The organism is Agrobacterium sp. 22-209-1 (genome assembly GCF_053522485.1).
The window spans coordinates 437,482-463,013 of the sequence record NZ_JBNWCH010000001.1; the positions used below are offsets into that span (position 1 = coordinate 437,482).

The 25,532-nt window shown below is 60.7% G+C and carries 23 protein-coding genes; 15 read left to right on the top strand and 8 right to left on the bottom strand.

Annotated elements, in window-relative coordinates; all coding sequences use genetic code 11:
• Positions 1-49: 49 nt before the first annotated feature.
• On the bottom strand, positions 50-1,033 hold the full coding sequence (locus tag ACQZ48_RS01955) for a GlxA family transcriptional regulator (RefSeq protein ID WP_374637469.1): 984 nt from the start codon (positions 1,031-1,033) through the stop codon (positions 50-52).
• 128 nt (positions 1,034-1,161) lie between these two features.
• Here ACQZ48_RS01955 and ACQZ48_RS01960 point away from each other — a divergent pair, with 128 nt between their 5' ends.
• From ACQZ48_RS01960 to ACQZ48_RS01990, 7 genes are all read left to right on the top strand, one after another.
• On the top strand, positions 1,162-1,989 hold the full coding sequence (locus ACQZ48_RS01960; RefSeq protein ID WP_077985109.1) for an alpha/beta fold hydrolase: 828 nt from the start codon (positions 1,162-1,164) through the stop codon (positions 1,987-1,989).
• A 26-nt stretch (positions 1,990-2,015) separates the two neighbouring features.
• Complete coding sequence (locus tag ACQZ48_RS01965) at positions 2,016-2,807, top strand: SDR family NAD(P)-dependent oxidoreductase (protein WP_443387667.1); 792 nt, start codon at positions 2,016-2,018, stop codon at positions 2,805-2,807.
• 13 nt (positions 2,808-2,820) lie between these two features.
• Complete coding sequence (locus tag ACQZ48_RS01970) at positions 2,821-3,306, top strand: hypothetical protein (protein WP_077985111.1); 486 nt, start codon at positions 2,821-2,823, stop codon at positions 3,304-3,306.
• A gap of 264 nt (positions 3,307-3,570) precedes the next feature.
• Positions 3,571-4,866 (top strand): bifunctional sulfur transferase/dioxygenase Blh, encoded by a 1,296-nt coding sequence (gene blh, locus ACQZ48_RS01975; RefSeq protein ID WP_448728437.1) that lies wholly within the window; start codon positions 3,571-3,573, stop codon positions 4,864-4,866.
• Positions 4,860-5,216, top strand: a complete 357-nt coding sequence (gene bigR, locus ACQZ48_RS01980) for a sulfite-sensing transcriptional repressor BigR (protein ID WP_077985112.1) — start codon at positions 4,860-4,862, stop codon at positions 5,214-5,216. The genes blh and bigR overlap by 7 nt, the downstream gene beginning before the upstream one ends.
• Positions 5,213-5,620, top strand: a complete 408-nt coding sequence (locus ACQZ48_RS01985) for a YeeE/YedE family protein (RefSeq protein ID WP_120649316.1) — start codon at positions 5,213-5,215, stop codon at positions 5,618-5,620. The genes bigR and ACQZ48_RS01985 overlap by 4 nt, the downstream gene beginning before the upstream one ends.
• On the top strand, positions 5,617-6,054 hold the full coding sequence (locus ACQZ48_RS01990) for a DUF6691 family protein (protein WP_448728438.1): 438 nt from the start codon (positions 5,617-5,619) through the stop codon (positions 6,052-6,054). The genes ACQZ48_RS01985 and ACQZ48_RS01990 overlap by 4 nt, the downstream gene beginning before the upstream one ends.
• 77 nt (positions 6,055-6,131) lie before the next feature.
• Here the strand turns inward: ACQZ48_RS01990 and gpmI are convergent, their stop codons facing one another.
• From gpmI to ACQZ48_RS02015, 5 genes are all read right to left on the bottom strand, one after another.
• On the bottom strand, positions 6,132-7,649 hold the full coding sequence (gpmI, locus tag ACQZ48_RS01995) for a 2,3-bisphosphoglycerate-independent phosphoglycerate mutase (RefSeq protein WP_077985115.1): 1,518 nt from the start codon (positions 7,647-7,649) through the stop codon (positions 6,132-6,134).
• Positions 7,650-7,862: 213 nt separating this feature from the next.
• Positions 7,863-9,137, bottom strand: coding sequence for a dihydrolipoamide acetyltransferase family protein (locus tag ACQZ48_RS02000; protein WP_448728439.1), 1,275 nt, complete (start codon positions 9,135-9,137; stop codon positions 7,863-7,865).
• Positions 9,138-9,139: 2 nt separating this feature from the next.
• Positions 9,140-10,153: an alpha-ketoacid dehydrogenase subunit beta gene (locus ACQZ48_RS02005; protein WP_374637457.1), complete on the bottom strand. Its 1,014-nt coding sequence runs from the start codon at positions 10,151-10,153 to the stop codon at positions 9,140-9,142.
• Positions 10,154-10,156: 3 nt separating this feature from the next.
• Positions 10,157-11,395, bottom strand: coding sequence for a 3-methyl-2-oxobutanoate dehydrogenase (2-methylpropanoyl-transferring) subunit alpha (locus ACQZ48_RS02010; protein ID WP_142911999.1), 1,239 nt, complete (start codon positions 11,393-11,395; stop codon positions 10,157-10,159).
• Positions 11,396-11,439: 44 nt separating this feature from the next.
• Entirely contained in the window at positions 11,440-12,567 is a 1,128-nt protein-coding gene (locus ACQZ48_RS02015) for an acyl-CoA dehydrogenase family protein (RefSeq protein ID WP_142912000.1), read from the bottom strand.
• A 327-nt stretch (positions 12,568-12,894) separates the two neighbouring features.
• Between ACQZ48_RS02015 and ACQZ48_RS02020 the strand changes: the two genes are divergently transcribed.
• From ACQZ48_RS02020 to panB, 8 genes are all read left to right on the top strand, one after another.
• On the top strand, positions 12,895-13,368 hold the full coding sequence (locus ACQZ48_RS02020) for an Lrp/AsnC family transcriptional regulator (protein WP_077985119.1): 474 nt from the start codon (positions 12,895-12,897) through the stop codon (positions 13,366-13,368).
• 80 nt (positions 13,369-13,448) lie between these two features.
• The gene (locus ACQZ48_RS02025) at positions 13,449-14,621 is read left to right on the top strand and encodes an isovaleryl-CoA dehydrogenase (protein WP_448728440.1); all 1,173 of its coding nucleotides are present in this window, start codon (positions 13,449-13,451) and stop codon (positions 14,619-14,621) included.
• Positions 14,622-14,630: 9 nt separating this feature from the next.
• Positions 14,631-16,232, top strand: a complete 1,602-nt coding sequence (locus tag ACQZ48_RS02030; RefSeq protein ID WP_448728441.1) for a carboxyl transferase domain-containing protein — start codon at positions 14,631-14,633, stop codon at positions 16,230-16,232.
• A gap of 7 nt (positions 16,233-16,239) precedes the next feature.
• Positions 16,240-18,231, top strand: a complete 1,992-nt coding sequence (locus ACQZ48_RS02035; protein WP_448728442.1) for an acetyl/propionyl/methylcrotonyl-CoA carboxylase subunit alpha — start codon at positions 16,240-16,242, stop codon at positions 18,229-18,231.
• Between the two features lies 1 nt (position 18,232).
• Positions 18,233-19,159, top strand: a complete 927-nt coding sequence (locus ACQZ48_RS02040) for a hydroxymethylglutaryl-CoA lyase (protein WP_448728443.1) — start codon at positions 18,233-18,235, stop codon at positions 19,157-19,159.
• On the top strand, positions 19,149-19,919 hold the full coding sequence (locus ACQZ48_RS02045) for an enoyl-CoA hydratase-related protein (protein WP_448728444.1): 771 nt from the start codon (positions 19,149-19,151) through the stop codon (positions 19,917-19,919). The genes ACQZ48_RS02040 and ACQZ48_RS02045 overlap by 11 nt, the downstream gene beginning before the upstream one ends.
• 150 nt (positions 19,920-20,069) lie before the next feature.
• Positions 20,070-20,948 (top strand): pantoate--beta-alanine ligase, encoded by an 879-nt coding sequence (panC, locus tag ACQZ48_RS02050; RefSeq protein ID WP_448728445.1) that lies wholly within the window; start codon positions 20,070-20,072, stop codon positions 20,946-20,948.
• Entirely contained in the window at positions 20,945-21,784 is an 840-nt protein-coding gene (gene panB / locus ACQZ48_RS02055) for a 3-methyl-2-oxobutanoate hydroxymethyltransferase (RefSeq protein ID WP_448728446.1), read from the top strand. Before panC ends, panB begins: the two co-directional genes overlap by 4 nt.
• Before the next feature lie 196 nt (positions 21,785-21,980).
• Here the strand turns inward: panB and rhaI are convergent, their stop codons facing one another.
• A complete protein-coding gene (gene rhaI, locus ACQZ48_RS02060) occupies positions 21,981-23,273 on the bottom strand; it encodes an L-rhamnose catabolism isomerase (protein ID WP_448728447.1) in 1,293 nt (430 codons plus the stop codon).
• 51 nt (positions 23,274-23,324) lie between these two features.
• On the bottom strand, positions 23,325-25,421 hold the full coding sequence (locus ACQZ48_RS02065) for a bifunctional rhamnulose-1-phosphate aldolase/short-chain dehydrogenase (protein WP_448728448.1): 2,097 nt from the start codon (positions 25,419-25,421) through the stop codon (positions 23,325-23,327).
• Positions 25,422-25,532: the final 111 nt, after the last annotated feature.

The window sequence follows — 25,532 nt, forward strand, 5'->3', positions numbered from 1 at the left end:
CACCCGCCACATTGCAAGGGCCGCGCACCGCCGGGACGGTCGGCCGCCCTCACGCCGCAGCCATGGCCGAACTGCTGGAAAAGCGGCTTCTATATTCACCCGGCGAGAGGCCGAGAATGCGGTGGAACACCCGGCGAAAGGCGGCCGCGTCCTCATAACCCACCGACCAGGCGATCTGATCGACAGAACGGCGGGTGAATTCCAGCAGTTCCCGCGCCTTGCCGATACGCAGATGCTGGACATATTCGATGGGCTTCATGCCGGTGGCGGCCTTGAAGCGGCGCAGGAAGGTCCGCTCCTCCAGCCCTGCATGGCCGGCCATGTCGGTAACGCTCGTCGCCCGCCCGGCGCGGGCCTGCAGCCAGTGCTGCACCTTCAGGATCGGCTCGTCGCCATGCGTCAGCCTTGGGGCGAAGCTGCTATAATGGCGCTGTTCACGCCCCGAGGGATCGATCAGCAGGAACTTGCCGGTCTCGATCATCACCGAAGGTCCGAGAAGCCGGTCGACGATGCGCAGGCCAAGATCTGTCCATGCCATCAGCCCGCCAGCCGTGATGATATCGCCATCCTCGATGACGATCTTGTCTATCTCCAGCCGGATATCGGGAAAACGCTCGCGGAAACGCTCGGCAAACAACCAGTGGGTGGTAGCCGGGCGGCCGGACAGGAGGCCCGTTGCCGCAATCATAAAGGAGCCGCCGCAACTGGCGGCAAGCGTCGCCCCCTGCGCATGCCGATCCAGCAGCCAGCGGGCGTAAGGCTCCGCTTCCTCGATTTCGGCTGGCCCGGTCAGCCTCCCGGGTACGATAAAGATACCGGGATGCCCCGGCCCTGGATCGGTATCCTGACAGCGCGCGAATTCACCGCCCTCCCCCATGCTCCAGTGACTGACCCGCAATTTCGGCCCGCCGCGATCCTGAGAAAATACCGACGCGATGGCAAAAAGATCGGTGATCCCATGCACCATGGCGATCTGACAGTCCCTATAGAGGACCAGTCCCACTTCCAGCGCGCTTCCCGTTACACCTGCCATGACCCACACCCCGTTTTGTCAGTTTTGGCTCGTTTTCTGTCAGAAGCGCCAATCCAGTCCCGGCTGTCTCCAGAGTATCTCTATTCCCACGGGACGCAAGCAAGCTCCCTGCAACAGGAGAGAAAGCCATGACAACGATCACCACCAGAGACGGAACGCATATCTTCTACAAGGACTGGGGCCCGAAAGACGGGCAACCCATCATCTTCTCCCATGGCTGGCCGCTCAGCGCCGATGCCTGGGATGCGCAGATGGTGTTCTTCGCCAATCACGGTTTCCGCACCATCGCCCATGACCGCCGCAGCCACGGCCGCTCCGATCAGGTCTGGCATAACAATACCATGGATCAATATGCCGACGATCTGGCCGAGCTGATCGAACAGCTCGATCTTCACGACATCATTCTGGTCGGCCATTCCACCGGCGGCGGCGAGGTGACGCGCTATATCGGCCGTCATGGTACGGCCCGCGTCGCCAAGATCGCCCTCATCGGCGCGGTGCCGCCGCTGATGCTGAAGACGGAAAGCAATGCCATCGGCCTGCCAATCGATGTTTTTGACGGCATCCGCAAGGGCACCTATGACAATCGCAGCCAGTTTTTCAAGGACCTGACCATTCCCTTCTACGGCTACAACCGCGAAGGCGCCGTGATATCCGAAGGCATCCGCGACGAATTCTGGCGGCAGGGCATGATGGGCGGCCTGAAAGGTCAGCTCGACAGCATTCGCGCCTTTTCGGAAAGCGATTTCCATCAGGACCTGAAGGCTTTCGACAAGCCGACGCTGGTTCTGCACGGCGATGACGATCAGATCGTGCCGGTCGGCGCTTCGGCGCTCTCCACGGTCAGAATAGTCAAACATGCGGTGCTCAAAATCTATGAGGGCGCCGACCATGGCCTGACGCAGACCCATCAGGACCGGTTCAACACCGACCTTCTCGCCTTCATCAACGCCTGAAACCGCAGCACAAAGGAGACACGGATATGACACAGAATACATTTCTCATCACCGGCGCATCCGATGGCATCGGTGCGGTCTATGCCGAACGTCTGGCAAAACGCGGCCATGACCTCATCCTCGTGGCGCGGCGTGCCGAAAAGCTGAAAGCATTGGCCGCACGGTTGGAAAAGGATCATCACATCGCAGTCGAGGTTCTCTCCGCCGATCTTGCCAAGGCGGAAGACCTCGAAAAGGTGGAAGTGCGGCTGCGCGACGACCGGCGGATTACCGGCCTCGTCAACAATGCCGGTATTGCCGGGGAAGGCGCAATCACGGCGCTGGACCCGGCCTATGTGACAACGATGATCAACCTCAACATCCTTGCCGTCACCCGGCTCGCAGCGGCCATCGCGCCGCGTCTTGCCGACGATGGCAAGGGCACGATCATCAACATCACTTCGGTCACGGCGCTGATGCCGGCGGCATTCACCGCCGTCTACCCGGCCACCAAGGCCTTCGTGCTTGCCTTCACCGAGGCGCTGCAGGCGCAGCTTTCCCCCTCCGGCGTGCGAGTTCAGGCCGTCCTGCCGGGCATCACCCGCACCGCGATCTGGGAAGAGGAACGGCTCGACGCCATTCCGGCCGCCATGGTCATGGATGTTTACGAAATGGTGGATGCGGCCCTTGCCGGTCTCGACCTCGGCGAAGCACTGACCATTCCGTCCCTGCCGGATACGGCTGATCTTGAAAATTTCCTTGCAGCGCGCGCGGCGTTAAGGCCCAATCTGTCGCATGCACTTGCCGCCAGCCGGTATCGTGCAGCCAAAACCGAATAGAGGGAGACGTATCATGATCCTCGGACTGACCATTCCCCAATTCACGGCATTGCATGTGGGCCTAAGCTTCATCGGCATCGCCGCTGGACTGATCGCCCTACCCGCTTATGCGGCGGGGCGATGGATGCCGCGCATGATGGCGCTTTTCCTCGTCACCACGCTCGCCACCACACTCACCGGCTTCCTGTTTCCAATCGGAAATTTCACGCCGGCGCTCGGCGTCGGCGTCATCTCGACCCTCGTTCTGGCAATTGCACTGGTTGCGCTTTATGGATACGGCCTGAATGGCAGGGCGCGCATTATTTATACGATCACCGCTACGATCAGCCTTTATCTCAATATGTTCGTGTTGATCGTTCAGGCATTTCTCAAGGTCGAAACACTCAACAATCTGGCGCCGAACGGCAATGAACCGCCCTTCGTCGTCGCCCAGACGGTTCTGCTTGTTGCAGCCATCTGTCTCGGCTGGAAAGCGACACGCCGCAGGCTCGTCGTCTGAAACGAGCCCGAATTCGAACCGGTGTCCACGAAAATGCCTTGTGCCTCCATATTCAGGCCGCAAGGCATTTTTCGCATACAGAAGACAGGCAATCTCCGTCCAGCCGTCACAAAACGAAGAAATCCCATCTCTAGGATTTTCTTCCGAACCTTTCCTGAACGATGCAGCAGGAGATATCCGGAACGAAGCCACTTTGCGGCCTTGCAAACAAACAATATACATTATACAATAATATATATTAAGTTATAGTAACAGGAGATGCCGATGAATGCCGTGAAGATCAACGAGCGTCTGACAGTTGCGGGCCAGCCGATGATCGACGATTTCCCATTGCTCGCCGCCCAAGGTTATAAAAGCATCGTCAATGCCCGGCCTGATGGTGAAGAGCCCGGCCAGCCGGGCAATTCCCAGGAAAAAAGCGCCGCCAGCGCCGCGGGCATGGATTATGGCTTTATCCCGGTCAGCGGCCAAACCATCACCGAAGCCGATATCCGTGCCTTCCAGCAGAAATTGGCGGAAGCGGAAGGCCCCGTTTTTGCCCATTGCAAGGGCGGCGCCCGCGCGCTCACGCTTCATGTTCTCGGGGAAGCTCTGGATGGGCGCATCGAAAGGGACGATATCGAGGCTTTCGGCAAGGCGCACGGCTTTGACCTTTCCGGCGCCACCCGCTGGCTGGAACGGCGCGCAGCGGCGGCTCCGCACGTCAAGGCATTCTTCGATCCGCGCACATGGAGCGTGCAATATGTCGTGTCCGATCCCTCGACCGGGCGCTGCGCCATTATCGACCCGGTCTATGATTTCGATGAGAAATCCGGCGCAACCGGAACGATGAATGCCGACGCCATTCTGGACTATGTGGAGAGCCAGGGCCTGACGGTGGAATGGATTCTCGATACCCATCCGCATGCCGACCATTTTTCCGCTGCCCATTATCTCAAGCAGAAGACCGGTGCGCAGACAGCCATCGGCGCGAAAGTCACCGGCGTCCAAAAGCTCTGGCAGGAAAAATACAACTGGCCGGATCTAAAAACCGATGGCTCCCAATGGGACCGGCTGTTCGAGGCGGGCGACAGGTTCAATATCGGCTCCCTTGAAGCGCGCGTGCTGTTTTCGCCCGGCCACACGCTGGCCTCCGTCACCTATGTGGTAGGTAATGCCGCCTTCGTGCACGATACGCTTTTCATGCCCGATTCCGGCACCGCTCGCGCCGATTTCCCCGGCGGCAGCGCCAGCGAACTCTGGGCGTCCATTCAGGCCATTCTCGCCCTTCCCGACGAAACACGACTTTTCACCGGCCACGATTATCAGCCCGGCGGCCGCACGCCGAAATGGGAAAGCACGGTCGGCGAACAGAAACACAGCAATCCGCATCTTGCCGGCGTGACGGAGGAGGGTTTCATCTGTCTCAGGCAAGCGCGGGATCGCACATTGCCGATGCCGAAGCTCATTCTCCACGCCCTGCAGGTCAATATTCGCGGCGGTCGCCTGCCGGAGCCGGAGGCGAATGGCAAGCGTTATCTGAAATTCCCGCTCGACGTGCTGGAGGGAAGCATATGGTAAAGGAAAACAAGCTGGAAAAGCCCCCCCACATTGCTGAAATTCCCCTTCCCGCCATGGAGGAGAGGGCTGTCGAGGTCGCACTGCTTCTGAAAACGCTTGCACACCCGGCGCGGCTGATGCTCGCCTGCACGCTGGCGCAGGGGGAATTCTCCGTCGGCGAGCTGGAGGCCAAGCTGGATATTCGCCAGCCGACGCTCTCCCAGCAGCTGGGCGTGCTGCGGGAAGCCGGCGTGGTCGAAACCCGGCGCGACGCCAAGCAGATTTTTTACCAACTGAGCGAAGCGAAAGCAGCGCAACTGATCGAGGCCCTTTACACCATATTCTGCGCGCCAGAGGAGGAGACCCCGTGAGCCCCTATTGGCCCTCTCTTTTTGGCGGCATGCTGCTCGGTCTTGCCTGCATTCTGCTGTTTCTTTTCAATGGCCGTATTGCCGGCATCAGCGGGCTCATAGGCAAAATGCTCGGCAGGGAGCGGCGTCTTGCCGATCTCGCCTTCGTCGCCGGCTTGCTGGCCGGACCTTATATCTATGCCGCGGCATTCGGCCGGCTGCCGGCCATCACCATCGTTTCACCATGGCCGCTCATCCTCATTGCCGGGCTGCTGGTGGGTTTTGGCACGCGCATGGGCTCAGGCTGCACATCCGGCCATGGCATCATGGGGCTGGCGCGATTTTCCCGGCGCTCCATCGCCGCGACCGCCACCTTCTTGATTACCGGTATTTGCGCCGCGACGATAACTGGAGCCCTGTCTTGAAAAATCCAGCCGTGGCAAGTGTTTTCCTGGCATTGGCCGCCGGAGCCCTGTTCGGCTTTGGCCTCTCGCTTTCAGGCATGGTTGATCCGGCCCGCGTTTCCGGCTTTCTCGACGTGGCGAGCGGCCATTGGGATCCGAGCCTGGTACTCGTTCTCGGCGGTGCGGTGATGGTCGCCGTGCCGGGTGTGCTGCTCAGCCGGCGTCTCGCCAAACCGGTCCTCGCAGAAGGTTTCAGCCTTCCCGCAAAAACCCGCATCGACCGGCCGCTCATAACAGGCTCGGCCATTTTCGGTATCGGTTGGGGGCTTGCCGGTTTCTGTCCCGGCCCGGCACTATCGGCTTTCGCCCTCGGGCTGACGCCGGTCGTTCTTTTCGTCGGCGCCATGATTGCCGGCATGCTGATCCACGACCGCCTCTACGCAAAGCAGCCATGAAGGCAAGGCTCGTTCGGGGCGGAGAAACGGGCCGTCGCGCGAGGCTGGAACGCTCCCGCGCGACGGCGTGTGATTATTTAGAGGTCAATCAGGCTTTTGCCCGTCATTTCCGGCGGCAGCGGCACATTCATCAGTTGCAGCAGGGTGGGCGCGACATCGGCAAGAATGCCGTCATGCAGCTTCGCACCTTCCGGGCCGCCGAAAAGGATCACCGGCACGGGATTGGTGGTGTGGGCCGTATGCGGGCCGCCGGTCACGGGGTCGACCATGGTTTCGCAATTGCCGTGGTCCGCAATGACAAGCATCGCGCCGCCCACTTTTTCAAGAGCGGCAACGACGGCACCAAGCCCACGATCCACGGCTTCACAGGCCTTGATTGCGGCCTGCAGATCGCCGGTATGACCCACCATATCGGGGTTGGCGTAGTTGGTGACGATCAAATCGTAACCCTTGCCGATCGCCTCGACGAATTTTTCCGTCACTTCCGGCGCGCTCATCTCCGGCTGCAGATCGTAGGTCGCGACCTTCGGGGATTTCGGCATGAAACGGTCTTCGCCCACTTCCGGCTCTTCCTTGCCGCCATTCAGGAAGAAGGTGACATGGGGATATTTTTCCGTTTCGGCGAGACGAAACTGCGTGAGCCCCTGCTTTGCCACCCAGGCGCCGAGCGTATTGACGATATCCCGCTTCGGATAAGCCGTCGTCATGAATTCATTATGGCGGGTGGAATATTCCACCATGCCAAGCATAGCCGAAAGGACAGGCTTTTCGCGCGAAAAACCGTCGAAATCGTCCGCCCCTATCGCGAGCAGGATTTCACGGGCACGGTCAGCCCGGAAATTCAGGCAGAACAGGCCATCGCCGGCCTTGAAACCTTCATAACCATCGATCACCGTCGGCAGGATGAATTCGTCGGTGACGTTGTTCCTATAACTCTGAGCAACGGCGCTTACCGCATCCCGCGCGTGTTCTCCTTTCGCCAGAACCATGGCGTCATAGGCTTTCTCGACGCGCTCCCAGCGGTTGTCCCGATCCATCGCATAATAGCGGCCGATCACCGTGCCGATGCTTGCCCCCTGCGGCAGGCTCGCCACCAGTGCCGCCACAAATTCTTCAGCCGATTGCGGCGCGACATCGCGGCCGTCGGTGATGGCATGTACCACCACTTTCAGGCCGTGGCTGATCATCAGCCTCACCGCCGCCTGGCCGTGGAGGATATGGCCATGGACGCCGCCATCGGAAACGACGCACATCAGATGCGCCACACCGTCCGCGGCCTTCACGGTGGCGGCGAAATCAAGCATCGCCGCATTGCGGAAAAAGCTGCCATCCTCGATCGCCAGATCGATCTGGCCGAGATCCATGGCGACGATGCGGCCCGCGCCAATATTGGTGTGGCCAACTTCCGAATTGCCCATCTGCCCGGTGGGCAGACCCACATTCGGGCCGAAGGTGGTGAGCCTCGCATTCGGGCAGGTGGCGAAAAGCCGGTCCATGGTGGGCGTATTCGCCAGCACCGGCGCATTGCTGGATGTGTCCTCGTTCAGCCCCCAGCCATCGAGAATAGTCAGGACAACGGGTTTGGGAGTGCGCATGGGAGGACCTTCTTCTTCATTCGGTTGCCGGCGGAGGGCGGACCGCCGGGCACCGGAGCGCCCTCGTCCGCCACTGTGATCATGATGAGAAAACATGTTTCTCGTTCTTCTCTTCTATACCCGAAGATAACGAACGCAAGCCTATACCGACACCGAAACAGTTCCATGAAGCCGGAGCGCCTCATGGAAGAAAAGCTTCTTACGAATGAATCTTCAGCCGTCGATAAAGATCAGCGCCGGTTTTTCCATAAGCGCCTTCACGGCCTGGATGAATATCGCCGCATCCCAGCCATCGACAACCCGGTGATCGAAGCTCGATGAGAGGTTCATCATCTTGCGCGGCACAAACCGCGTCCCATCCCACACCGGTCGCGTCATGATCTTGTTGACGCCGATGATCGCCACCTCCGGGTGATTGATGATGGGTGTCGAGACCACACCGCCCAAGGCTCCCAGCGAACTGATGGTGATGGTGGAGCCCATCAATTCTTCCCGATGGGCCGTGCCGGTGCGGGCCGCTTCGGCGACGCGTGCGACTTCGTCCGCGCATTCCCAAAGGCCGAGCGTTTCCGTATGACGCACGACCGGAACGGTGAGGCCCGACGGCGTCTGCGTGGCGATGCCGATATGAACCGCTTCATAGTGGCTGACGACCCCTTTTTCGTCATCGAAGGTGGCATTCATGCCGGGATGATCGGCAACGGCTTTCACCAGCGCGCGCATCAGGAACGGCAGGATCGTCAGCTTCGGTTGCCCGGAACGGCGATTGCCGTTCATGGTTGCCCGCAAATCCTCCAGATCGGTCACGTCGACTTCCTCGACATAGGTGATGTGGGGAATGCGGGAGGCGGAAAGCACCATCTTCTCGGCGATCTTGCGCCTGAGCCCGGTCACCTTCACCTCCTCGACAGCGCTATCGTGGGGCGCTATCGGCTCGGGACGGTCCGGCCGTCCCCGCACGGTTAAAAACCCGTCGAGATCGGCATGGGTGATATGCCCGTCCGGCCCCGTGCCCTTGACCTTGGTGAGATCGATATCGAGATCGTCGGCGCGCTGGCGAACAGCGGGAGACGCCAACGGTTTATGATGCGGTTCGGCGGCGGGCGCCGGCGGCGCCTCCCCGGCCTCTCGCGCCGCAGGTTGGGTTTCAACGGGTGGCGGCGTGTCCATCATGTCGGCAGGCGCTTGCGTCATCTGGGTGGGCACTTCCGCTTCCGGCGCGCTGCCATTGGGAGCGGCGACGGCGACATCGGTTTCGATGCGCAGCAGCGGCGCCTTTACCGGCACGGTATTTCCAACCGTCACGGCAAGCCAGGTGACGATCCCCGCCACCGGGGATGGGATTTCCACCGTCGCCTTGTCGGTCATCACCGCGGCCAGCACCATGTCCTCATGGACGAGATCGCCCGGTTTGACGTTCCATTCCACCAGTTCGGCTTCCGCCACACCTTCACCGACATCGGGCATCGTGATAACAAATTCCGCCATAATCAGGCCTCCATGACATCGACAAGGGCGCGCCCGACGCGGGCCGGTCCCGGAAAATAGTCCCATTCCTGCGCATGGGGGTAAGGCGTATCCCAGCCCGCGACGCGGACGACGGGAGCCTCGAGGTGATAAAAACAATGCTCCTGCACCAAAGACACGACTTCGGCCCCGAAGCCGGAGGTCAGCGTCGCCTCATGCACCATCACACAGCGGCCGGTCTTGGAGACAGACTTGATGATGGTGTCGAGATCGAGCGGCAAGAGGCTGCGAAGATCGATGATCTCAGCATCCACGCCAGTCTCTTCCGCCGCCGCCAGCGCCACATGCACCATGGTGCCATAAGCGATGACGGTCACAGCGTTTCCGGGACGGCGTATCTCCGCCTTGCCGATGGGAATGGTGTAGTGCCCTTCCGGCACCTCCCCCATCTCGTGTTTGGACCACGGCGTCACCGGCCGGTCGTGATGGCCATCAAAGGGACCGTTATAAAGCCGCTTCGGCTCCAGAAACATAACCGGGTCGGGATCTTCGATGGAAGCGATCAGCAGCCCCTTGGCGTCATAGGGATTGGAAGGAACCACCACCTTCAGCCCGCAGACATGGGTGAAAAGCGCCTCCGGGCTCTGGCTGTGTGTCTGCCCGCCGAAAATGCCGCCGCCGGTCGGCATGCGAAGAACGATCGGGCAGGTGAAATCGCCATTGGAGCGATAACGGATACGCGCCGCCTCCTGGGTGATCTGGTCATAGGCGGGATACATGTAATCGGCGAACTGGATTTCGACACAGGGCCGCAACCCATAAGCAGCCATGCCGATGGCAGTGCCGACAATGCCGGATTCACTGATCGGCGCATCGAAACAGCGGGTCTTGCCGTATTTTCCCTGCAGCCCCTGCGTGGCGCGGAAGACCCCACCGAAATAGCCCACATCCTCGCCAAACACCACGACATCGTCACTGCGCTCCATGGACACATCCATGGCGCTACGGACGGCTTCGATCATCGTCATTCTTGCCATGCCTTACCACCCTGCCTTCTGACGTTGCCGGACGAGATGCGGCGGCATCTCGGCGTAGACACCCTCGAAAATATCCTTTTTCGGCGGTTTTTTGCCTTCGTGCAGCGTGCCGTGGCTTTCCGCCTCGCGCTGAGCTTCCAGCACCTCATCGGCAATTTCCGCCTCTGCCTGCCGGTGCCGTTCCTCCGACCAGACGCCGCGCAGGATGAGATGTTTTTTGAGCCTCAGAACCGGATCGCCCAGCGGCCATGCCTCGGACTCCGTCTTGGGGCGGTAAGCGCTCGGATCGTCGGAAGTGGAATGGGCGCCGACACGATAGGTGACGTATTCAATGAGCGTCGGGCCGAGATTGCGGCGAGCCCGCTCCACCGCCCAGCGCGCCACGGCATAAACGGCGAGATAGTCATTGCCGTCGACCCGCAGTGCGGGAATGCCGAAGCCCAGGCCGCGTGCCGCAAAGGTTCCCGAACCGCCGCGCGCGATGCCCTGAAAGGTGGAAATCGCCCATTGGTTATTGACGATATTGAGAACCACCGGAGCCTTGTAGGTGGAGGCAAAGACCATCGCCGAGTGAAAATCCGACTCCGCCGTCGAACCGTCACCGATCCAGGCGGCCGCGATCTTGGTATCGCCCTTGATGGCAGACGCCATCGCCCAGCCCACTGCCTGCACATATTGCGTGGCGAGGTTGCCGGAGACGGTGAAGAAACCATGCTCCTTCGACGAATAAAGCACCGGCAACTGCCGCCCATGCAGCGGATCCAGTTCGTTGGAATAGATCTGGTTCATCATTGTGACGAGCGGATAGTCGTCGGCGATCAACAGCCCGGCCTGCCGGTAGGTCGGGAAATTCATGTCGCCTTTGGAGAGCGCCTTGCGGAAGGCGCAGCTCACCGCCTCTTCGCCCAGATGCTGCATGTAAAAAGAGGTTTTACCCTGCCGTTGCGCCATCAGCATGCGCGCATCGAAAGCCCGAAGCCGCATCATATTCTTCAGGCCCACCAGCAGGTCCTCATCCGAAAGCAGCCCTGCCCATGGCCCAACGGCCTCGCCCTGATGATTGAGGACACGGATGATCGAATAGGCAAGATCGCGCATGCTTTCCGGCGCGGCGTCAACCTCCGGGCGCGGCACGGAGCCAGCCTTGGGTATTTTCACATTGGAGAAATCCGGCTCCCCGCCGGGCCGAACCGCAGGTTCGGGAACATGCAGGCTGAGACGTGGCGTTTCGGTTATGTCCATTCTACTCCTCCCGTCGCGGTCTCCTCCAGACCGCGAAACAACGCTCAAAGGTTCCGCGCGATCACCATTCGCTGGACATCGCTGGTCCCCTCGTAAATCTGGCAGATGCGCACATCGCGATAGATCCGCTCCACCGGATAGTCCGCCATGTAGCCGTAACCGCCGTGAATCTGGATGGCGTCCGAGCAGACGCGCTCGGCCATTTCGGAAGCGAAGAGCTTCGCCATCGAAGCCTCCGAAAGACAGGGCTCACCCGCTTCCTTCAGCGCCGCCGCATGCAGCACCAGCTGCCGCGCCGCTTGAATGCGCGTCGCCATATCCGCGAGGCGAAACGCGACCGCCTGATGTTCGATGATTGCCTGCCCGAAGGCCTTGCGCTCACGGGCATAATCCCGCGCCGCCTCGAAGGCCGCCTGCGCCATGCCTACCGCTTGCGCGGCGATGCCGATGCGGCCGCCTTCCAGATTGGCAAGCGCAATGCGATACCCCTGCCCCTCTTCGCCCAACCGCAATTCGGCTGGCACCGCCATGTCGGTAAAGGCGATCTGGCAGGTATCGGATGAATGCAGGCCGAGCTTTTCTTCGACCCTTATGACCTCGTAACCCGGCGTGTCCGTCGGCACGATGAAGGCGGTGATACCCTTCTTGCCCGCCGTCGCGTCGGTGACGGCAAAAACGATGACGACATCGCCATTTTTACCTGATGTGATGAATTGCTTAGCGCCATCAAGAATATAACGATCACCATCGCGCCGCGCTTTGGTCTTGAGATTTGACGCATCGGAGCCAGCCTGCGGTTCGGTCAGCGCGAAACCGCCGATCCATTCGCCGCAAGCCAGTTTCGGCAGGAAGCGCTGCTTCTGGCCTTCGGTTCCGAATTTTAGGATAGGCACACATCCCACAGAATTATGGACGCTCATGATGGTGGAACAGGCACCATCCCCGGCAGCGATTTCCTCCAGTGCCAGTGCGTAAGCAACGGCGCCGGTCTCCGCCCCGCCATACTCTTCGGAGACCAGCATGCCGAGGAAACCGAGCTCGCCCATCGCTTTCAATTCGTCTTTGGGAAAACGGCTTTCCCGGTCACGCGAAGCGGCGCCAGGGGCAAGCCGCTCGCGGGCGAAGTCGCGGGCCATATCTCTGATCTGTTGCTGGGCTTCGGTGAGCATCATCGCGGCCTCTCCCCCAAAAGCAGAAGCGCATGAAACGCGTCGACGTCGCCTGATGCCGGCAACGTCGCAAACTGGAATTGGTTCTGAGGCCTGCCCACGAAAGCATGGGCGGCCCCGTCGATCACGACAGGGTCATGCACAGCCAAATTCACCTCCCTTGGCCAGCCCTGATGTGAGGAACCGGCCCGCCGCAAATCTCCTCCAGACCGCGACTGATGTGAACGCTATCACTATCTCGAATTCATTTCAAAGCTATTTTGATTGACAGTTTTTTGATTGGCGATATCTTTGATCCAACAAATAGTCATATCATAGAGCAAATGATCCATGATTGAGCTCGACAGTTTCGACCAGAAGATTCTGCATGTTCTCGGCGATGACGGGCGGGTCAGCTGGCGGGATCTTGCCGCCCGCATCGGTCTCTCCTTCACGCCGACGCTGCGCCGCGTGCGCAAGCTGGAAGAGGAAGGCATCATTCGCGGTTATACCGCCGTGTTCGATGAGAACCGTCTGCTCGGCAACATGGGCGTCTTCATCTCCGTCACGCTGGAGCGGCAGATCAAGGAAGCGTTGACCACCTTCGAACACCACGTCGCTTCCATTCCGGAAGTTGTGGGCGGTTACCAGACCAGCGGCAGTTCCGATTATCTGATCCACGCCATGGTGCGGGATTTGCCGCATTATCAGGAGCTACTGGATTTCCTGACCACGGTTCCCGGCGTGTCGCGCATCCAGTCCAATTTCGCCATCAAGACATTCGTGCGCCGTTCCGCCGCCTTCACCGGGGGGGATGCGCCATAATCAAGGGTTGCCGGCGCGGAGGAGGTGCCGGTTGCTGACAAAAGGGACGGCGGCAGATGCCGTCCGGAGGAGGAGACGCGATGAGTTTGAATCTCGCCGCCATTTTCGATGCCGATCTCGGCCCGGAAATCGCAGCATTGCGCGACAGCGCAAGTGCATTCGCAGACGATAAAATTACTCCTTTGGCGGCGGCGATCGACAGGGACGACCGTTTTCCACGCAAGCTTTGGCCGCAAATGGGCCAGCTTGGCCTGCACGGTATCACCGTTTCGGAAGAATTCGGCGGCGCTGACATGGGCTATCTCGCCCATTGCGTGGCGATGGAGGAAATAAGCCGGGCTTCCGCTTCCATCGGCCTTTCCTATGGCGCTCATTCCAACCTCTGCATCAACCAGATTCACCGCTGGGGAACGCAAGAGCAGAAGCACAGATATCTACCGAAGTTGGTCTCCGGCGAGCACGTCGGCTCCCTCGCCATGAGCGAGACGGAAGCCGGTTCGGATGTCGTCTCGATGCGGCTGAAGGCGGAACGCAAAGGTGATCACTATGTGCTGAACGGCGCGAAAATGTGGATCACCAACGGTCACGAGGCCGATACGCTGGTGGTCTACGCCAAGACGGATATGTCCGCCGGCCCGCGCGGCATCACGGCCTTCCTGATCGAAAAAGGCTTCAAGGGCTTTCGCCCGGCCCAGAAACTCGACAAGCTCGGCATGCGCGGCTCGCCTACCTCAGAACTGGTATTCGACGATTGCGAGGTGCCGGAGGAAAACATCCTTGGTCGCCTCAATGACGGCGTGACGGTGCTGATGAGCGGGCTGGATTACGAGCGCGCCGTACTGGCTGCCGGCCCTGTTGGCATCATGCAGGCAGCCATCGATCTGGTGCTGCCCTATGCTCGCGAGCGCAAGCAGTTCGGCAAGCCGATCGGCGAATTCCAGCTGGTGCAGGGCAAGCTTGCCGATATCTATTCGGCGATGAACGCATCGCGCGCCTACGTCTATGCCGTGGCCCGTGCCTGCGACAATGGCCGCATCACGCGGCAGGATGCGGCAGGCGCGATCCTCTTTGCCGCCGAGCGGGCCACACAGGTGGCGCTGGATGCAATTCAGCTTCTCGGCGGCTCCGGTTATGTCAATGAAAGCCCGGCCGGACGGCTGCTGCGCGACGCAAAGCTTTACGAAATCGGTGCCGGCACCAGCGAAATCCGCCGGATGCTGATCGGCCGCGAACTGGTCAAGGGCAACGGGTGAGGACACAAGATGAAGCTTACATCCAGCCTGAACCGCGACCCCACCTTTGCCGCCAATGTCGATTTCATGTCAGGCCTGGTCGATGACCTGCAGCAGCACGTCGAGAAAATATTGAGAGGCGGCGGCGACAAGGCCCGTGAACGGCATCTTTCCCGCGGCAAATTGCTGGCGCGCGACCGGATCGAAGCGCTTCTCGATCCCGGCAGTTCATTTCTCGAATTCTCGCAATTTGCTGCTTACGAGGTCTATGACGAGCCGATTCCCGCCGCCGGCATTGTCACCGGCATCGGCAGGGTCTCGGGCCGCGAATGCGTCATCGTCGCCAATGATGCGACGGTGAAAGGCGGCACCTATTATCCGCTGACGGTGAAGAAACACCTGCGCGCGCAGGAAATCGCCACGGAGAACCGCCTGCCCTGCATTTACCTCGTGGATTCCGGCGGCGCGAACCTGCCCAATCAGGACGAGGTGTTTCCCGACCGCGATCATTTCGGCCGCATTTTCTATCATCAGGCCAATATGTCAGCGGAAGGCATCGCCCAGATTGCCGTGGTGATGGGCAGTTGCACGGCGGGCGGGGCCTATGTGCCTGCCATGAGCGACCAGTCCGTCATCGTCAAAAATCAGGGCACGATCTTTCTCGGCGGCCCGCCGCTGGTGAAGGCCGCGACCGGCGAGGTGGTGAGTGCGGAAGAGCTGGGCGGCGCGGATGTGCATTCCCGGCAATCCGGCGTCACCGATCATTATGCACGCGACGACCGGCACGCGCTGGCGCTGACCCGGCGGATCGTCTCCACCCTCAACCGTCGCAAACAGGTGGAGCTGGATATCCGCGAACCCGTAGAACCACTTTATCCGGCTGAGGAGCTTTATGGCGTCGTTCCCGCCGATACGCGCAAACCATTCGAAGTGCGCGAGATCATCGCCCGTCTGGTTGACGGTTCCGAATTCGATGAGTTCAAGGCGCTTTACGGCACGACGCTGGTCTGCGGTTTCGCCCACATCCACGGTTATCCTGTCGGCATCGTCGCCAATAACGGCATTCTGTTTTCGGAATCGGCGCTGAAGGGCGCGCATTTCATCGAGCTTTGCTGCCAGCGCGGCATTCCCCTGATTTTCCTGCAGAACATCACAGGCTTCATGGTCGGCAAGGCCTATGAGGCTGGCGGCATCGCCAAGGATGGCGCCAAGCTCGTTACCGCTGTCGCTTCAGCCAGAGTGCCGAAATTCACCGTCATCATCGGCGGCTCCTTCGGGGCCGGCAATTACGGCATGTGCGGCCGCGCCTATTCGCCACGATTCCTGTGGATGTGGCCCAATGCCCGCATTTCGGTGATGGGCGGCGAACAGGCGGCGTCCGTCTTGGCGCAAATCCGTCGCGATGGCATCGAGGCCGATGGCCGTCACTGGTCCAAGGAAGGGGAAGAGGCCTTCAAACAGCCGATCCGGGAAAAATACGAGCGGGAGGGACATCCCTATTATGCCAGCGCCAGACTTTGGGACGATGGCATCATCGACCCGAAGGATACCCGCCTCGTGCTTGGCCTTGGCCTCTCCGCCGCGCTCAATGCACCGATTGAACCCACCCGTTTTGGCATATTCAGGATGTGAGGCGACGATGTTCTCAAAAATACTGATCGCCAACAGGGGCGAAATAGCCTGCCGTATCATCCGCACCGCCGCCAAGATGGGCATCCGCACCGTTGCCGTCTATTCGGATGCCGACCGTGACGCCATGCATGTGGCGCTGGCCGACGAGGCCATCGCCATCGGCGCGGCCCCCGCGCGGGCCTCCTATCTCGACGGCGAAAAAATCATCGCCGCCGCAAATGTCTGCGGCGCACAAGCCATTCATCCGGGTTACGGATTTCTTTCGGAAAATGCCGGCTTCGCCGAAGCCTGCGCCGCCGCCGGGCTCGTTTTCATTGGCCCGCCGGCAGCGGCAATCCGCGCCATGGGCGGGAAAAGCGAGGCAAAGGCGCTGATGGCAAAGGCCGGCGTTCCGGTCGTTCCCGGCTATCACGGTGAGGAACAGGCGCAGGAGCGATTGGGCAGCGAGGCGGACGCCATAGGTTATCCCGTTCTGCTCAAGGCCTCGGCCGGCGGCGGCGGCAAGGGCATGCGCATCGTGCGGCAGAAGCGCGACTTCGCAGCGGAGCTTGCCGCCGCAAAACGCGAAGCGCTGGCCGCTTTCGGCAATGACCGCATGCTGATCGAAAAATACCTCGAGCGGCCGCGCCATGTGGAAGTGCAGGTCTTTGCCGATGGCCATGGCAACTGTGTTTCGCTTTTCGAGCGCGACTGCTCGATCCAGCGCCGGCACCAGAAGGTCATCGAGGAAGCTCCTGCCCCCGGCCTGCCCGATGCGCTTCGCCAGCGCATGTATGAAGCGGCGGTCGCCGCCGCCCGCACCATCGATTATCGCGGCGCGGGAACGGTGGAATTCCTGCTCGACCCTTCCGGCGACTTCTATTTCATGGAAATGAATACGAGGCTGCAGGTCGAACATCCGGTCACGGAATATATTACCGGTCTCGACCTGGTCGAATGGCAGATCCGCGTCGCCAACGGAGAGGCCCTGCCGGAAGACTGGACCGGTCTCAGCATAAACGGCCATGCCATCGAGGCGCGGATTTATGCCGAGGACCCGGCGCATGATTTCCTGCCGTCGATCGGCACCATCAGCCATCTGGTTTTCCCCGATCAGGGCCCTCATGTCAGGATCGACAGCGGCATCCGCGCCGGCGACGCCATCACCGTGCATTACGATCCGATGATCGCCAAGCTGATCGTCTGGGACCGTGATCGCCCATCGGCGCTGCGGCGTTTGCGGTTGGCGCTCGAAAATCTGGCGATCTGTGGCGTCACCAGCAATGCCGCCTTTCTGACGCGGCTTGCGGGACTGGCGGCCTTCGCGAACGCCGATCTCGACACCGGCTTCATCGCCCGTCACGAAGTGGCGCTGTTTGCTCCGGCAGCAACGGACGGGAACGAGATAACCATGGCCGCGCTTGGCCTGCTGCTTGCGCGGCAGAAAAACGGAAAGCCTGTTTCACAGGCAGATCCCTATAGCCCATGGAACAAGACGGCGGCCTTCCGCCTCAACGCGCCGGCAAGGGAAACGCTGTGTTTCGTCTTTGACAACCAGCCGCTTAGCGTTGGCGTCACGCATGAGGCGGATGGTTTTTCGTTTGAGATCGACGGACGGGCCATCAATGTCCATGGGGACCTCTCGGACGATGGCAAATTCAAAGCGACCGTGGAAGGCAGGAAAAGGCAGGGCCATTTCTTTGCCGAGGATGGCCGTTACACTCTTTTTCTGGATGGCGAGCATTATCGCATCGACCAGCCGGATCCCGTCGATATCGCGGATGCCGCTACCCATACCGGCGGCCTGGAAGCGCCCATGCCCGGCGTCATCCGCGCCTTGCTGAGCAGCAACGGTGCTGCGGTTGAGGCCGGCGAGGCACTTGTGGTGATGGAGGCGATGAAAATGGAACACACGATCCGCGCGCCGGCGAAAGGCACCGTCACGGCCATCAATTGCATTGAGGGCGATATGGTCGCGGCCGGTGCGGTGCTGGTGGATTTCGAGCCGGAGGGCGGCTGAAATGAGCTGGCCCCGAAAGGTAAAAATCGTCGAAGTGGGCGCGCGTGACGGCTTGCAGAACGAAAGCGTCGAGGTTTCAGCCGCCATCAAGATCGAGCTGATCGAACGGCTGGCTGCAGCCGGATTGGAGGCGGTGGAAGCGGGTGCTTTCGTCTCACCCAAAAAAGTGCCGCAAATGGCGGGTTCGAAAGAGGTGTTCCAGGGCCTCGAAAGGCGACCCGGCACCGCCTATCCGGCGCTCGTTCCCAATATGAAAGGTTTCGAGGCCGCCCTTGATGCCGGCGTGACGGAAATCGCCGTTTTCGTCTCCGCATCCGAAGGGTTCAGCCAGCACAATATCGGCTGCTCGCGCGCCGAAAGCCTCAAGCGCCTGCGCGATGTCGCATCAGCCGCGGCCGGCAGGAATATCCTCATGCGCGGTTACGTCTCCTGCATAGCCGGCTGCCCCTATGACGGTACGGTTGCACAAGATGACGTAGCGGCGATGGCCGAAGCGCTCATCGCGCTCGGCTGTTACGAAATCTCGCTCGGCGATACGATCGGCATTGGCACGGCGGACCAGATTCGCAATCTCATCAAGCGGGTGTCTGCCCGCATCCCGCGTGAAAAACTTGCCATGCATTTCCACGATACATATGGGCAGGGCGTCGCCAATGTGCTGGCCTCGCTGGATGAAGGTATCTCCGTCTTCGACGGTTCCGTCGCCGGGCTGGGCGGCTGCCCCTTTGCACCGGGGGCGAGCGGCAATGTCGCCACCGAAGACGTCCTTTATCTGCTGCAGGGGCTTGGCATTAAAACCGGTATCGACCTGATGGCGGTGGCAAAAACCGGAGACTGGATCAGCCGGCATCTCGGCAGACCGAATGCGGCCCGCGCCGGCAAGGCGCTGCTTGCAGCAAGACAGGAGGGTGACGCGCATGGCGGATGAGTTGCTTAGCGAAAGGCGCAAGGACGTTCTCTGGCTGACGCTCAACCGGCCGGAGGTGCACAATGCCTTGAATGCCGCGATGACGGACGCCCTGACGACGGCCATCCGCACTGCATCCGGTGATGGCGGCCTGCGCGCCGTGGTGATAACGGCCGCGGGAGACCGCAGCTTCTGCTCCGGGGCCGATCTGAAAGAAAGCGCCGGCGGCATGTTCCTCTCGCGGGAGGGAACCAACCCCATTGCCGATGTGATGCGCGCCATCGAGGGCTGCGACAGGCCCGTCATCGCCCGCATCAACGGCCGGGTTCTGGCCGGCGGGCTTGGCCTCGTTGCCGCCTGTGATCTCGCCTATGCCGCCGACCATGCCGAATTCGGCATGCCTGAGGTACGCGTGGGACTTTTCCCGGCCATGGTGGCGGCAAAGCTTCTGGCGAAGATACCCCTGAGCCAGCTTCAGGAAATGGCCTATCTTGGCACTGCGATCAACGCCGCTGATGCGGAGCGTCTCGGCCTTGTCAATCGGGCTGTCCCTTCGGCCGAACTCGATGTCGTGGTGGAAGATGTTCTCGCACGGTTGCGGCAGAATGCTCCGGGCGCCATCGCGGCCGGAAAGGCGGCATTGCTGAAGATGCGCGATATGCCGTCCATCGAGCGGCTTGCCTTTGCCGAGAGCGTCATCGCCACGATCAGCGTCAGCGACGAGGCGCGGCAGGGGCGATTGGCTTTTGCCGAAAAAAGGAAACCGCTCTGGGTGGAATGATCGCCGTCATCTGTCCGAACTCCGGTTCTTTCGAAAGTCGTCATAGGGTTAATCGATATAATCCCGATGCGTCCGTTGACCCTGTTCGGCAAATCGAGTTCTATCCAGCACCTTTCGCCGGGCGGCGATTGGGGAAGCCGGAGGAGACCCATGCAGCTTGTAAAAACCGTCGCCGAATTGCGGGACGCCACCGCCGACTTTCGCCGTGCGGGCAAAACCATCGGCTTCGTGCCGACCATGGGCTTTCTCCATATCGGCCATCTGACGCTTGTTGCCCAATCCAAGGCGGAAAACGACGTGACGGTGGTTTCGATCTTCGTCAACCCGCTGCAATTCGGTGCGAATGAGGATCTGGCCCGGTACCCCCGCGATCTCGCCCGGGACAGCGCATTGCTGGAAGAGGCGGGCATCGACATTCTTTTCGCACCGGAAGTCTCCGAGATGTATCCGCGCCCGATGCAGACCGTGGTGGATGTGCCCGAACTGGGAAGCCAGCTGGAAGGCGCGGTTCGGCCGGGGCATTTTGCCGGTGTCGCGACCGTCGTGACCAAGCTTTTTAATCTCGTTCAGCCGGACGCGGCCTATTTCGGCGAGAAGGATTATCAGCAGGTAACGCTGATCCGCCGCATGGTCGAGGACCTTGCCCAGCCGGTCAGGGTCGTTCCCGTCGCCACCGTGCGCGAGGCGGACGGGCTGGCCTGCTCCTCCCGGAATGTCTATCTTAACCCCGTAGAACGCGCCGCGGCCGTGATCGTGCCGCGCGCGCTGGACGAAGCGGAACGGCTTTATGGCGAGGGTTTCGACGACCCCGCCGCATTCGAAGCCGCGATAGAAAAATTCATCGCCGCCGAGCCGCTGGCCTCGCCGGAAGTCGTCGCAGTGCGCGATCCCGATACGCTCGCCCCCGTCGCTTCATTGCAGGCGGGGCCGGTGTTGGTGGCGCTGTTCGTCAGGCTCGGCAGCACGAGGCTCCTCGACAACCGTGTCATCGGGCGCGACAGGATCAATCAACGGGAGGCTGTCGAATGAGCGCCCATGGCAAACATAAGCGGCTGACGACGGCCTCCATCCGACAGATGAAAGGCGAGGCGCGCATCGTCTGCCTGACCGCCTATACCACGCCGATTGCCCGCCTGCTCGATCCGCATTGCGATCTGCTCCTGGTCGGCGATTCCCTCGGCATGGTGCTTTACGGCATGGACACGACGGTCGGCGTCACGCTGGACATGATGATCGCCCATGGCCGCGCCGTCATGCGCGGCGTCGAGCATGCCTGCGTCATCGTCGATCTTCCCTTCGGCACCTACCAGGAATCGAAGGAACAGGCGTTCCGCAATGCCGTGCGGCTGATGCAGGAAACCGGCTGCGACGGCGTGAAGCTGGAAGGCGGCGAGGAAATGGCGGAGACCATCGCCTTTCTGGTCGCCCGCGGCATTCCGGTGTTCGGTCATGTCGGGCTGATGCCGCAGCTCGTCCACACCGCCGGCGGCTTCCGCTCGCTCGGACATTCGGATGCGGAAACGCAGAAGATCTGGCGCGATGCGATTGCGGTCGATCAGGCCGGCGCCTTCGCCATCGTCGTGGAAGGCACCGTCGAGCCGCTGGCTCGCGATTTGACGGAAAAACTTGCCGTCCCCACCATCGGCATCGGCGCATCGCCGGCCTGTGACGGACAGGTGCTGGTTTCCGACGACATGCTCGGCCTGTTTTCCGATTTCAAACCGAAATTCGTGAAACGCTACGCCGATCTGGGCCCGGCGGTTTCGGAAGCAGCGGCCGCCTATGCCGATGAGGTTCGCTCGGGGGCGTTTCCCGGGCCGGAGCATACGTTTCAGGTGCGACGGCAATCGCCTTCGGGGAAGTAATGAAGGCGCGCAGCGAGCGGGCGAGTTCGTGACCAAGACCTTCACCTGCGTCATGCTCGGGCCTGTCCCGAGCATCTGCTACCTATCGATTTTATGCGACGCTGGCAGATCCTCGGCACAAGGCCGAGGATGACGTCGAGATAGAGGCAAGGTGTGTAGTCAGCCTTAGCTTCCCTCTATTCTAGCGACACCGAACTTACACAATACCGCCGCTGCCGCCAACCGAAGCCGGGCGCTTCGCCGCAACATGGCTGCGATAGCCGCTCGCACGATAAGTCGCGACCGGATCGATAGCGCCGCCCGCCAATTGCCGCGCCTGAGCAAGAATCGGTTCCACATCGGTGCGATAGGCCCGCTTCAGCATGTCGGAAGCCATCAGCGCATCATTATCCTGCTGGTAACCGTCGAGAGCGATGCGATCCACCAGCAATGCCTGCGCATAGGCGCGGCGGATTTCGTTGGCGCTGGAGATCAGGCTTTCGATGGGGTCCGTCACATTATGCGACTGGTCGATCATATGGGCGGGATGGAAACCCTTCACGCCGCGATGTTCGGCGTCCACCAGCTCGTTGAAGACGAGGAACAGACGGTAGGGCTCGATCGAACCGGCATCCAGATCGTCATCGCCATATTTACTGTCGTTGAAGTGGAAACCGCCGAGCTTGCCGAATTGGATCAGCCGGGCGACGATCATCTCGATATTGGTGTTCGGCGCATGATGGCCGAGATCGACGAGGCAGAAGGCCTTTTCGCCGAGCGTATTGGCAATGAGGTAATTGGTGCCCCAGTCCTGTACCACGGTGGAATAGAAGGCCGGCTCATACATCTTGTGTTCGGAGAAGATGCGCCAGTCATCCGGCAGCGCCTTGTAGATATCGGCCATGGCCGCGAGATAACGCTCGAAACTTCTGGTGAAATTGCTCTGGCCGGGGAAGTTGGAACCGTCGCCCACCCACACCGTCAGCGCCTTGGAGCCGATGGCATTACCGATTTCGATACATTCGATATTGTGCTCGACGGCCTGCCGGCGCGTCGCGGCATCCGTATGGCTCAGCGAGCCGTATTTGTAGGAGTGGCTCTGGCCCGGCGCATCTGAAAAGGTGTTGGAATTCATGGCGTCGAAGCCGAGGCCGAGCGCATCGGCATGGGCCCTCAGCCGCTTTGGATCTTCCTTGTCCCACGGAATATGCAGCGAGACATTGGGCGTCGCTCGCGTCAGCTGGTTGATGACGGCGCAATCATCCAGCTTGTCGAAAATGCCGCGTGGCTCGCCCGCGCCCGGGAAACGGGCAAAACGTGTACCGCCCGTGCCGACGCCCCAGGACGGCACGGCGACGAAAAATTCCGCCACCTTGGCCGTAACGGCATCGATGTCGATGTTGCGGCGCGCTAGCTGGTTGCCCAGCGCCTGATAGTCGTCTTTCTGTGCGCCGGCGCGCTTTTCGTTTTCCGCCGCGATCACATCGGCGGCGATCTTCGTTTCGGTCATTTTTTCCTCCCCGGCCAACGCGACGTGATCGCCGCCTATGACCGTCCCTTATTATCGCGTAAAACTCTGCGCATTGCCGGCATCGACATTGATGATGTTGCCGGTCGACTTGGCCGAAGCGTCGGACGCCAGGAAGTAGATCGCCTCGGCGATATCTTCCGGGAAGACATTGAGCTTCAGCATCGAGCGCTTGCGGTAATGTTCTTCGAGATCGGTCACCTCGATCTTGGACGACGCCGCCCGCTGCTCACGCCACTCGCCATTCCAGATTTTCGAACCGCGCAACACGGCATCGGGATTGACGGTGTTGACGCGAATGCCCGCTTCCGCCCCTTCGAGCGCAAGGCAACGGGCGAGATGAATTTCCGCCGCCTTCGCCGTGCAATAGGCCGATGCATTGGGTGAAGAGGCAAGGCCATTCTTGGAAGCGACAAAAACGACGTTGCCGCCGAGATTCTGTCGCCGCAGCAGCCGGAATGCTTCTCGCGAAACGAGGAAATAGCCTGTCGCGAGGATGTCGATATTCTTGTTCCACATGGCAAGCGTCGTATCTTCCACCGGGGCGGAAGAAGCGATGCCGGCATTGGAAACGAGGATATCCACGCCGCCGAATTCCACGCTCGCTTCCGCAAAGGCGGAAATGACCGCATCTTCCTGCGTCACGTCAAGTTTGACGGTGCGCACCGCATCATCGCTGTAGCGCTTGACGAAATCGCCCTTGGCGGCCTCCAATGCCGCCTCGTCAATATCCGCCAGAACCACGCAGGCACCCTCGCCTGCCAGCCGCTCCGCGGTTGCCCGGCCGATGCCGCCAGCGCCGCCGGTGACGAAGGCGACACGGCCGGCAAGGCTTTTCGGCTTCGGCATGCGTTGCAGCTTTGCTTCTTCCAGCAGCCAATATTCGATATCGAAGGCTTCCTGCTCAGGCAGACCCTGATATTCCGATACGGTGGACGCCCCGCGCATGACGTTGATGGCGTTGACATAAAATTCACCGGCAATGCGGGCGGTCGCCTTGTCTTTAGCGAAGGACAACATGCCCACGCCAGGGATGAGGAATATCACCGGGTTCGGATCGCGCATCTTGGGTGAATTATCATGGCGGCAGGTTTCATAGTAGCGCGTATAATCCGCGCGGTAAGCCTCCAGCGCCGCGTCGAGACCAGCCGTCAGCGCATCGACATCGGGATTTGCGGTATCGAGGTTGAGGATCAGCGGGCGGATTTTCGTGCGCAGAAAGTGATCCGGGCAGGATGTGCCGAGGTTGCCAAGCGGCTTCAGTTCCTTTGAATTGACGAATTCCAGGACAGCATCCTGATCGTCAAAATGGCCGAGCTTGCGTTCCTCGCGGCCGATGCGGCCACGGATTTCCGGCATCAACCGGGCGGCGATGGCGCGGCGTTCGGCAACCGGCAGGCTTTTGGCCACGGCACCGCCGAAGATCACCTTGCCTTCGGTCTTTCCTGCAAACCATTCGATCGCCTTATTGATAATGGCGAGCGTCAGTTCGTAACATGCCTTGGCGTCGTTATCCCAGGTGAAGAGGCCATGGCTTTCGAGCACAACGCCTTTCGCCTTGGGATTGGCCTTGACGAAGGCTTCCAGATCGAGACCGAGCTGGAAACCGGGACGACGCCAAGGAAGCCAGCCGATATCATCGCCAAAGATCTGCTGCGTCAGTTCCTTCGAATTCTTCGAGGCTGCAATCGCGATGATCGCATCCGGATGCATATGATCGACATGATCATAGGGCACGAAGCCATGCAGCGGCGTATCGATGGAGGCCGCGCGCGGGTTGAGGTTAAAGGTGCAGTGCGGCAAAAAGCCAACCATGCGGTCCTCATCTTCAACACCCTTGTAAATGCCCTTCAGCGCTTCCAGCTTGTCGAGATAAAGGGTGGCAAACCCATCGAGCTTGATGGTGCCGACATCGCCGCCGGAGCCTTTCACCCACATGACGCGGACCTTTTCGCCCGTCAGCGGGTCAGTCTCAAGCACCTTTGCCGATGTGTTGCCGCCACCGTAATTGGTGATGCGCTTGTCGGCACCGAGCAGATTGGAGCGATAAAGCAGCTTGCCGGGCTCATCGAGCGTTCTGGCGTAGGCGTCGTCCCAACGGCTTTCGAGAAGGCGGGATGTTCCCGTCATGTGTTCCTCCCAATATCTGTCTGCATTCGCGAAGCCGATATCGGCCCGCCTCCTTTGACGGCAGATATCGCGCATTCAAAAGGACAATGTCAATCAAAAACGATCATAAAT

Bases quoted from the DNA above. Each gene is read 5' to 3' on its own strand.
- ACQZ48_RS01955 (WP_374637469.1), bottom strand. From the start codon at position 1,033: ATGGCAGGTGTAACGGGAAGCGCGCTGGAAGTGGGACTGGTCCTCTAT.
- ACQZ48_RS01960 (WP_077985109.1), top strand. From the start codon at position 1,162: ATGACAACGATCACCACCAGAGACGGAACGCATATCTTCTACAAGGAC.
- ACQZ48_RS01965 (WP_443387667.1), top strand. From the start codon at position 2,016: ATGACACAGAATACATTTCTCATCACCGGCGCATCCGATGGCATCGGT.
- ACQZ48_RS01970 (WP_077985111.1), top strand. From the start codon at position 2,821: ATGATCCTCGGACTGACCATTCCCCAATTCACGGCATTGCATGTGGGC.
- blh (WP_448728437.1), top strand. From the start codon at position 3,571: ATGAATGCCGTGAAGATCAACGAGCGTCTGACAGTTGCGGGCCAGCCG.
- bigR (WP_077985112.1), top strand. From the start codon at position 4,860: ATGGTAAAGGAAAACAAGCTGGAAAAGCCCCCCCACATTGCTGAAATT.
- gpmI (WP_077985115.1), bottom strand. From the start codon at position 7,649: ATGCGCACTCCCAAACCCGTTGTCCTGACTATTCTCGATGGCTGGGGG.
- ACQZ48_RS02000 (WP_448728439.1), bottom strand. From the start codon at position 9,137: ATGGCGGAATTTGTTATCACGATGCCCGATGTCGGTGAAGGTGTGGCG.
- ACQZ48_RS02005 (WP_374637457.1), bottom strand. From the start codon at position 10,153: ATGGCAAGAATGACGATGATCGAAGCCGTCCGTAGCGCCATGGATGTG.
- ACQZ48_RS02010 (WP_142911999.1), bottom strand. From the start codon at position 11,395: ATGGACATAACCGAAACGCCACGTCTCAGCCTGCATGTTCCCGAACCT.
- ACQZ48_RS02015 (WP_142912000.1), bottom strand. From the start codon at position 12,567: ATGATGCTCACCGAAGCCCAGCAACAGATCAGAGATATGGCCCGCGAC.
- ACQZ48_RS02020 (WP_077985119.1), top strand. From the start codon at position 12,895: ATGATTGAGCTCGACAGTTTCGACCAGAAGATTCTGCATGTTCTCGGC.
- ACQZ48_RS02025 (WP_448728440.1), top strand. From the start codon at position 13,449: ATGAGTTTGAATCTCGCCGCCATTTTCGATGCCGATCTCGGCCCGGAA.
- ACQZ48_RS02030 (WP_448728441.1), top strand. From the start codon at position 14,631: ATGAAGCTTACATCCAGCCTGAACCGCGACCCCACCTTTGCCGCCAAT.
- ACQZ48_RS02035 (WP_448728442.1), top strand. From the start codon at position 16,240: ATGTTCTCAAAAATACTGATCGCCAACAGGGGCGAAATAGCCTGCCGT.
- ACQZ48_RS02040 (WP_448728443.1), top strand. From the start codon at position 18,233: ATGAGCTGGCCCCGAAAGGTAAAAATCGTCGAAGTGGGCGCGCGTGAC.
- ACQZ48_RS02045 (WP_448728444.1), top strand. From the start codon at position 19,149: ATGGCGGATGAGTTGCTTAGCGAAAGGCGCAAGGACGTTCTCTGGCTG.
- panC (WP_448728445.1), top strand. From the start codon at position 20,070: ATGCAGCTTGTAAAAACCGTCGCCGAATTGCGGGACGCCACCGCCGAC.
- panB (WP_448728446.1), top strand. From the start codon at position 20,945: ATGAGCGCCCATGGCAAACATAAGCGGCTGACGACGGCCTCCATCCGA.
- rhaI (WP_448728447.1), bottom strand. From the start codon at position 23,273: ATGACCGAAACGAAGATCGCCGCCGATGTGATCGCGGCGGAAAACGAA.
- ACQZ48_RS02065 (WP_448728448.1), bottom strand. From the start codon at position 25,421: ATGACGGGAACATCCCGCCTTCTCGAAAGCCGTTGGGACGACGCCTAC.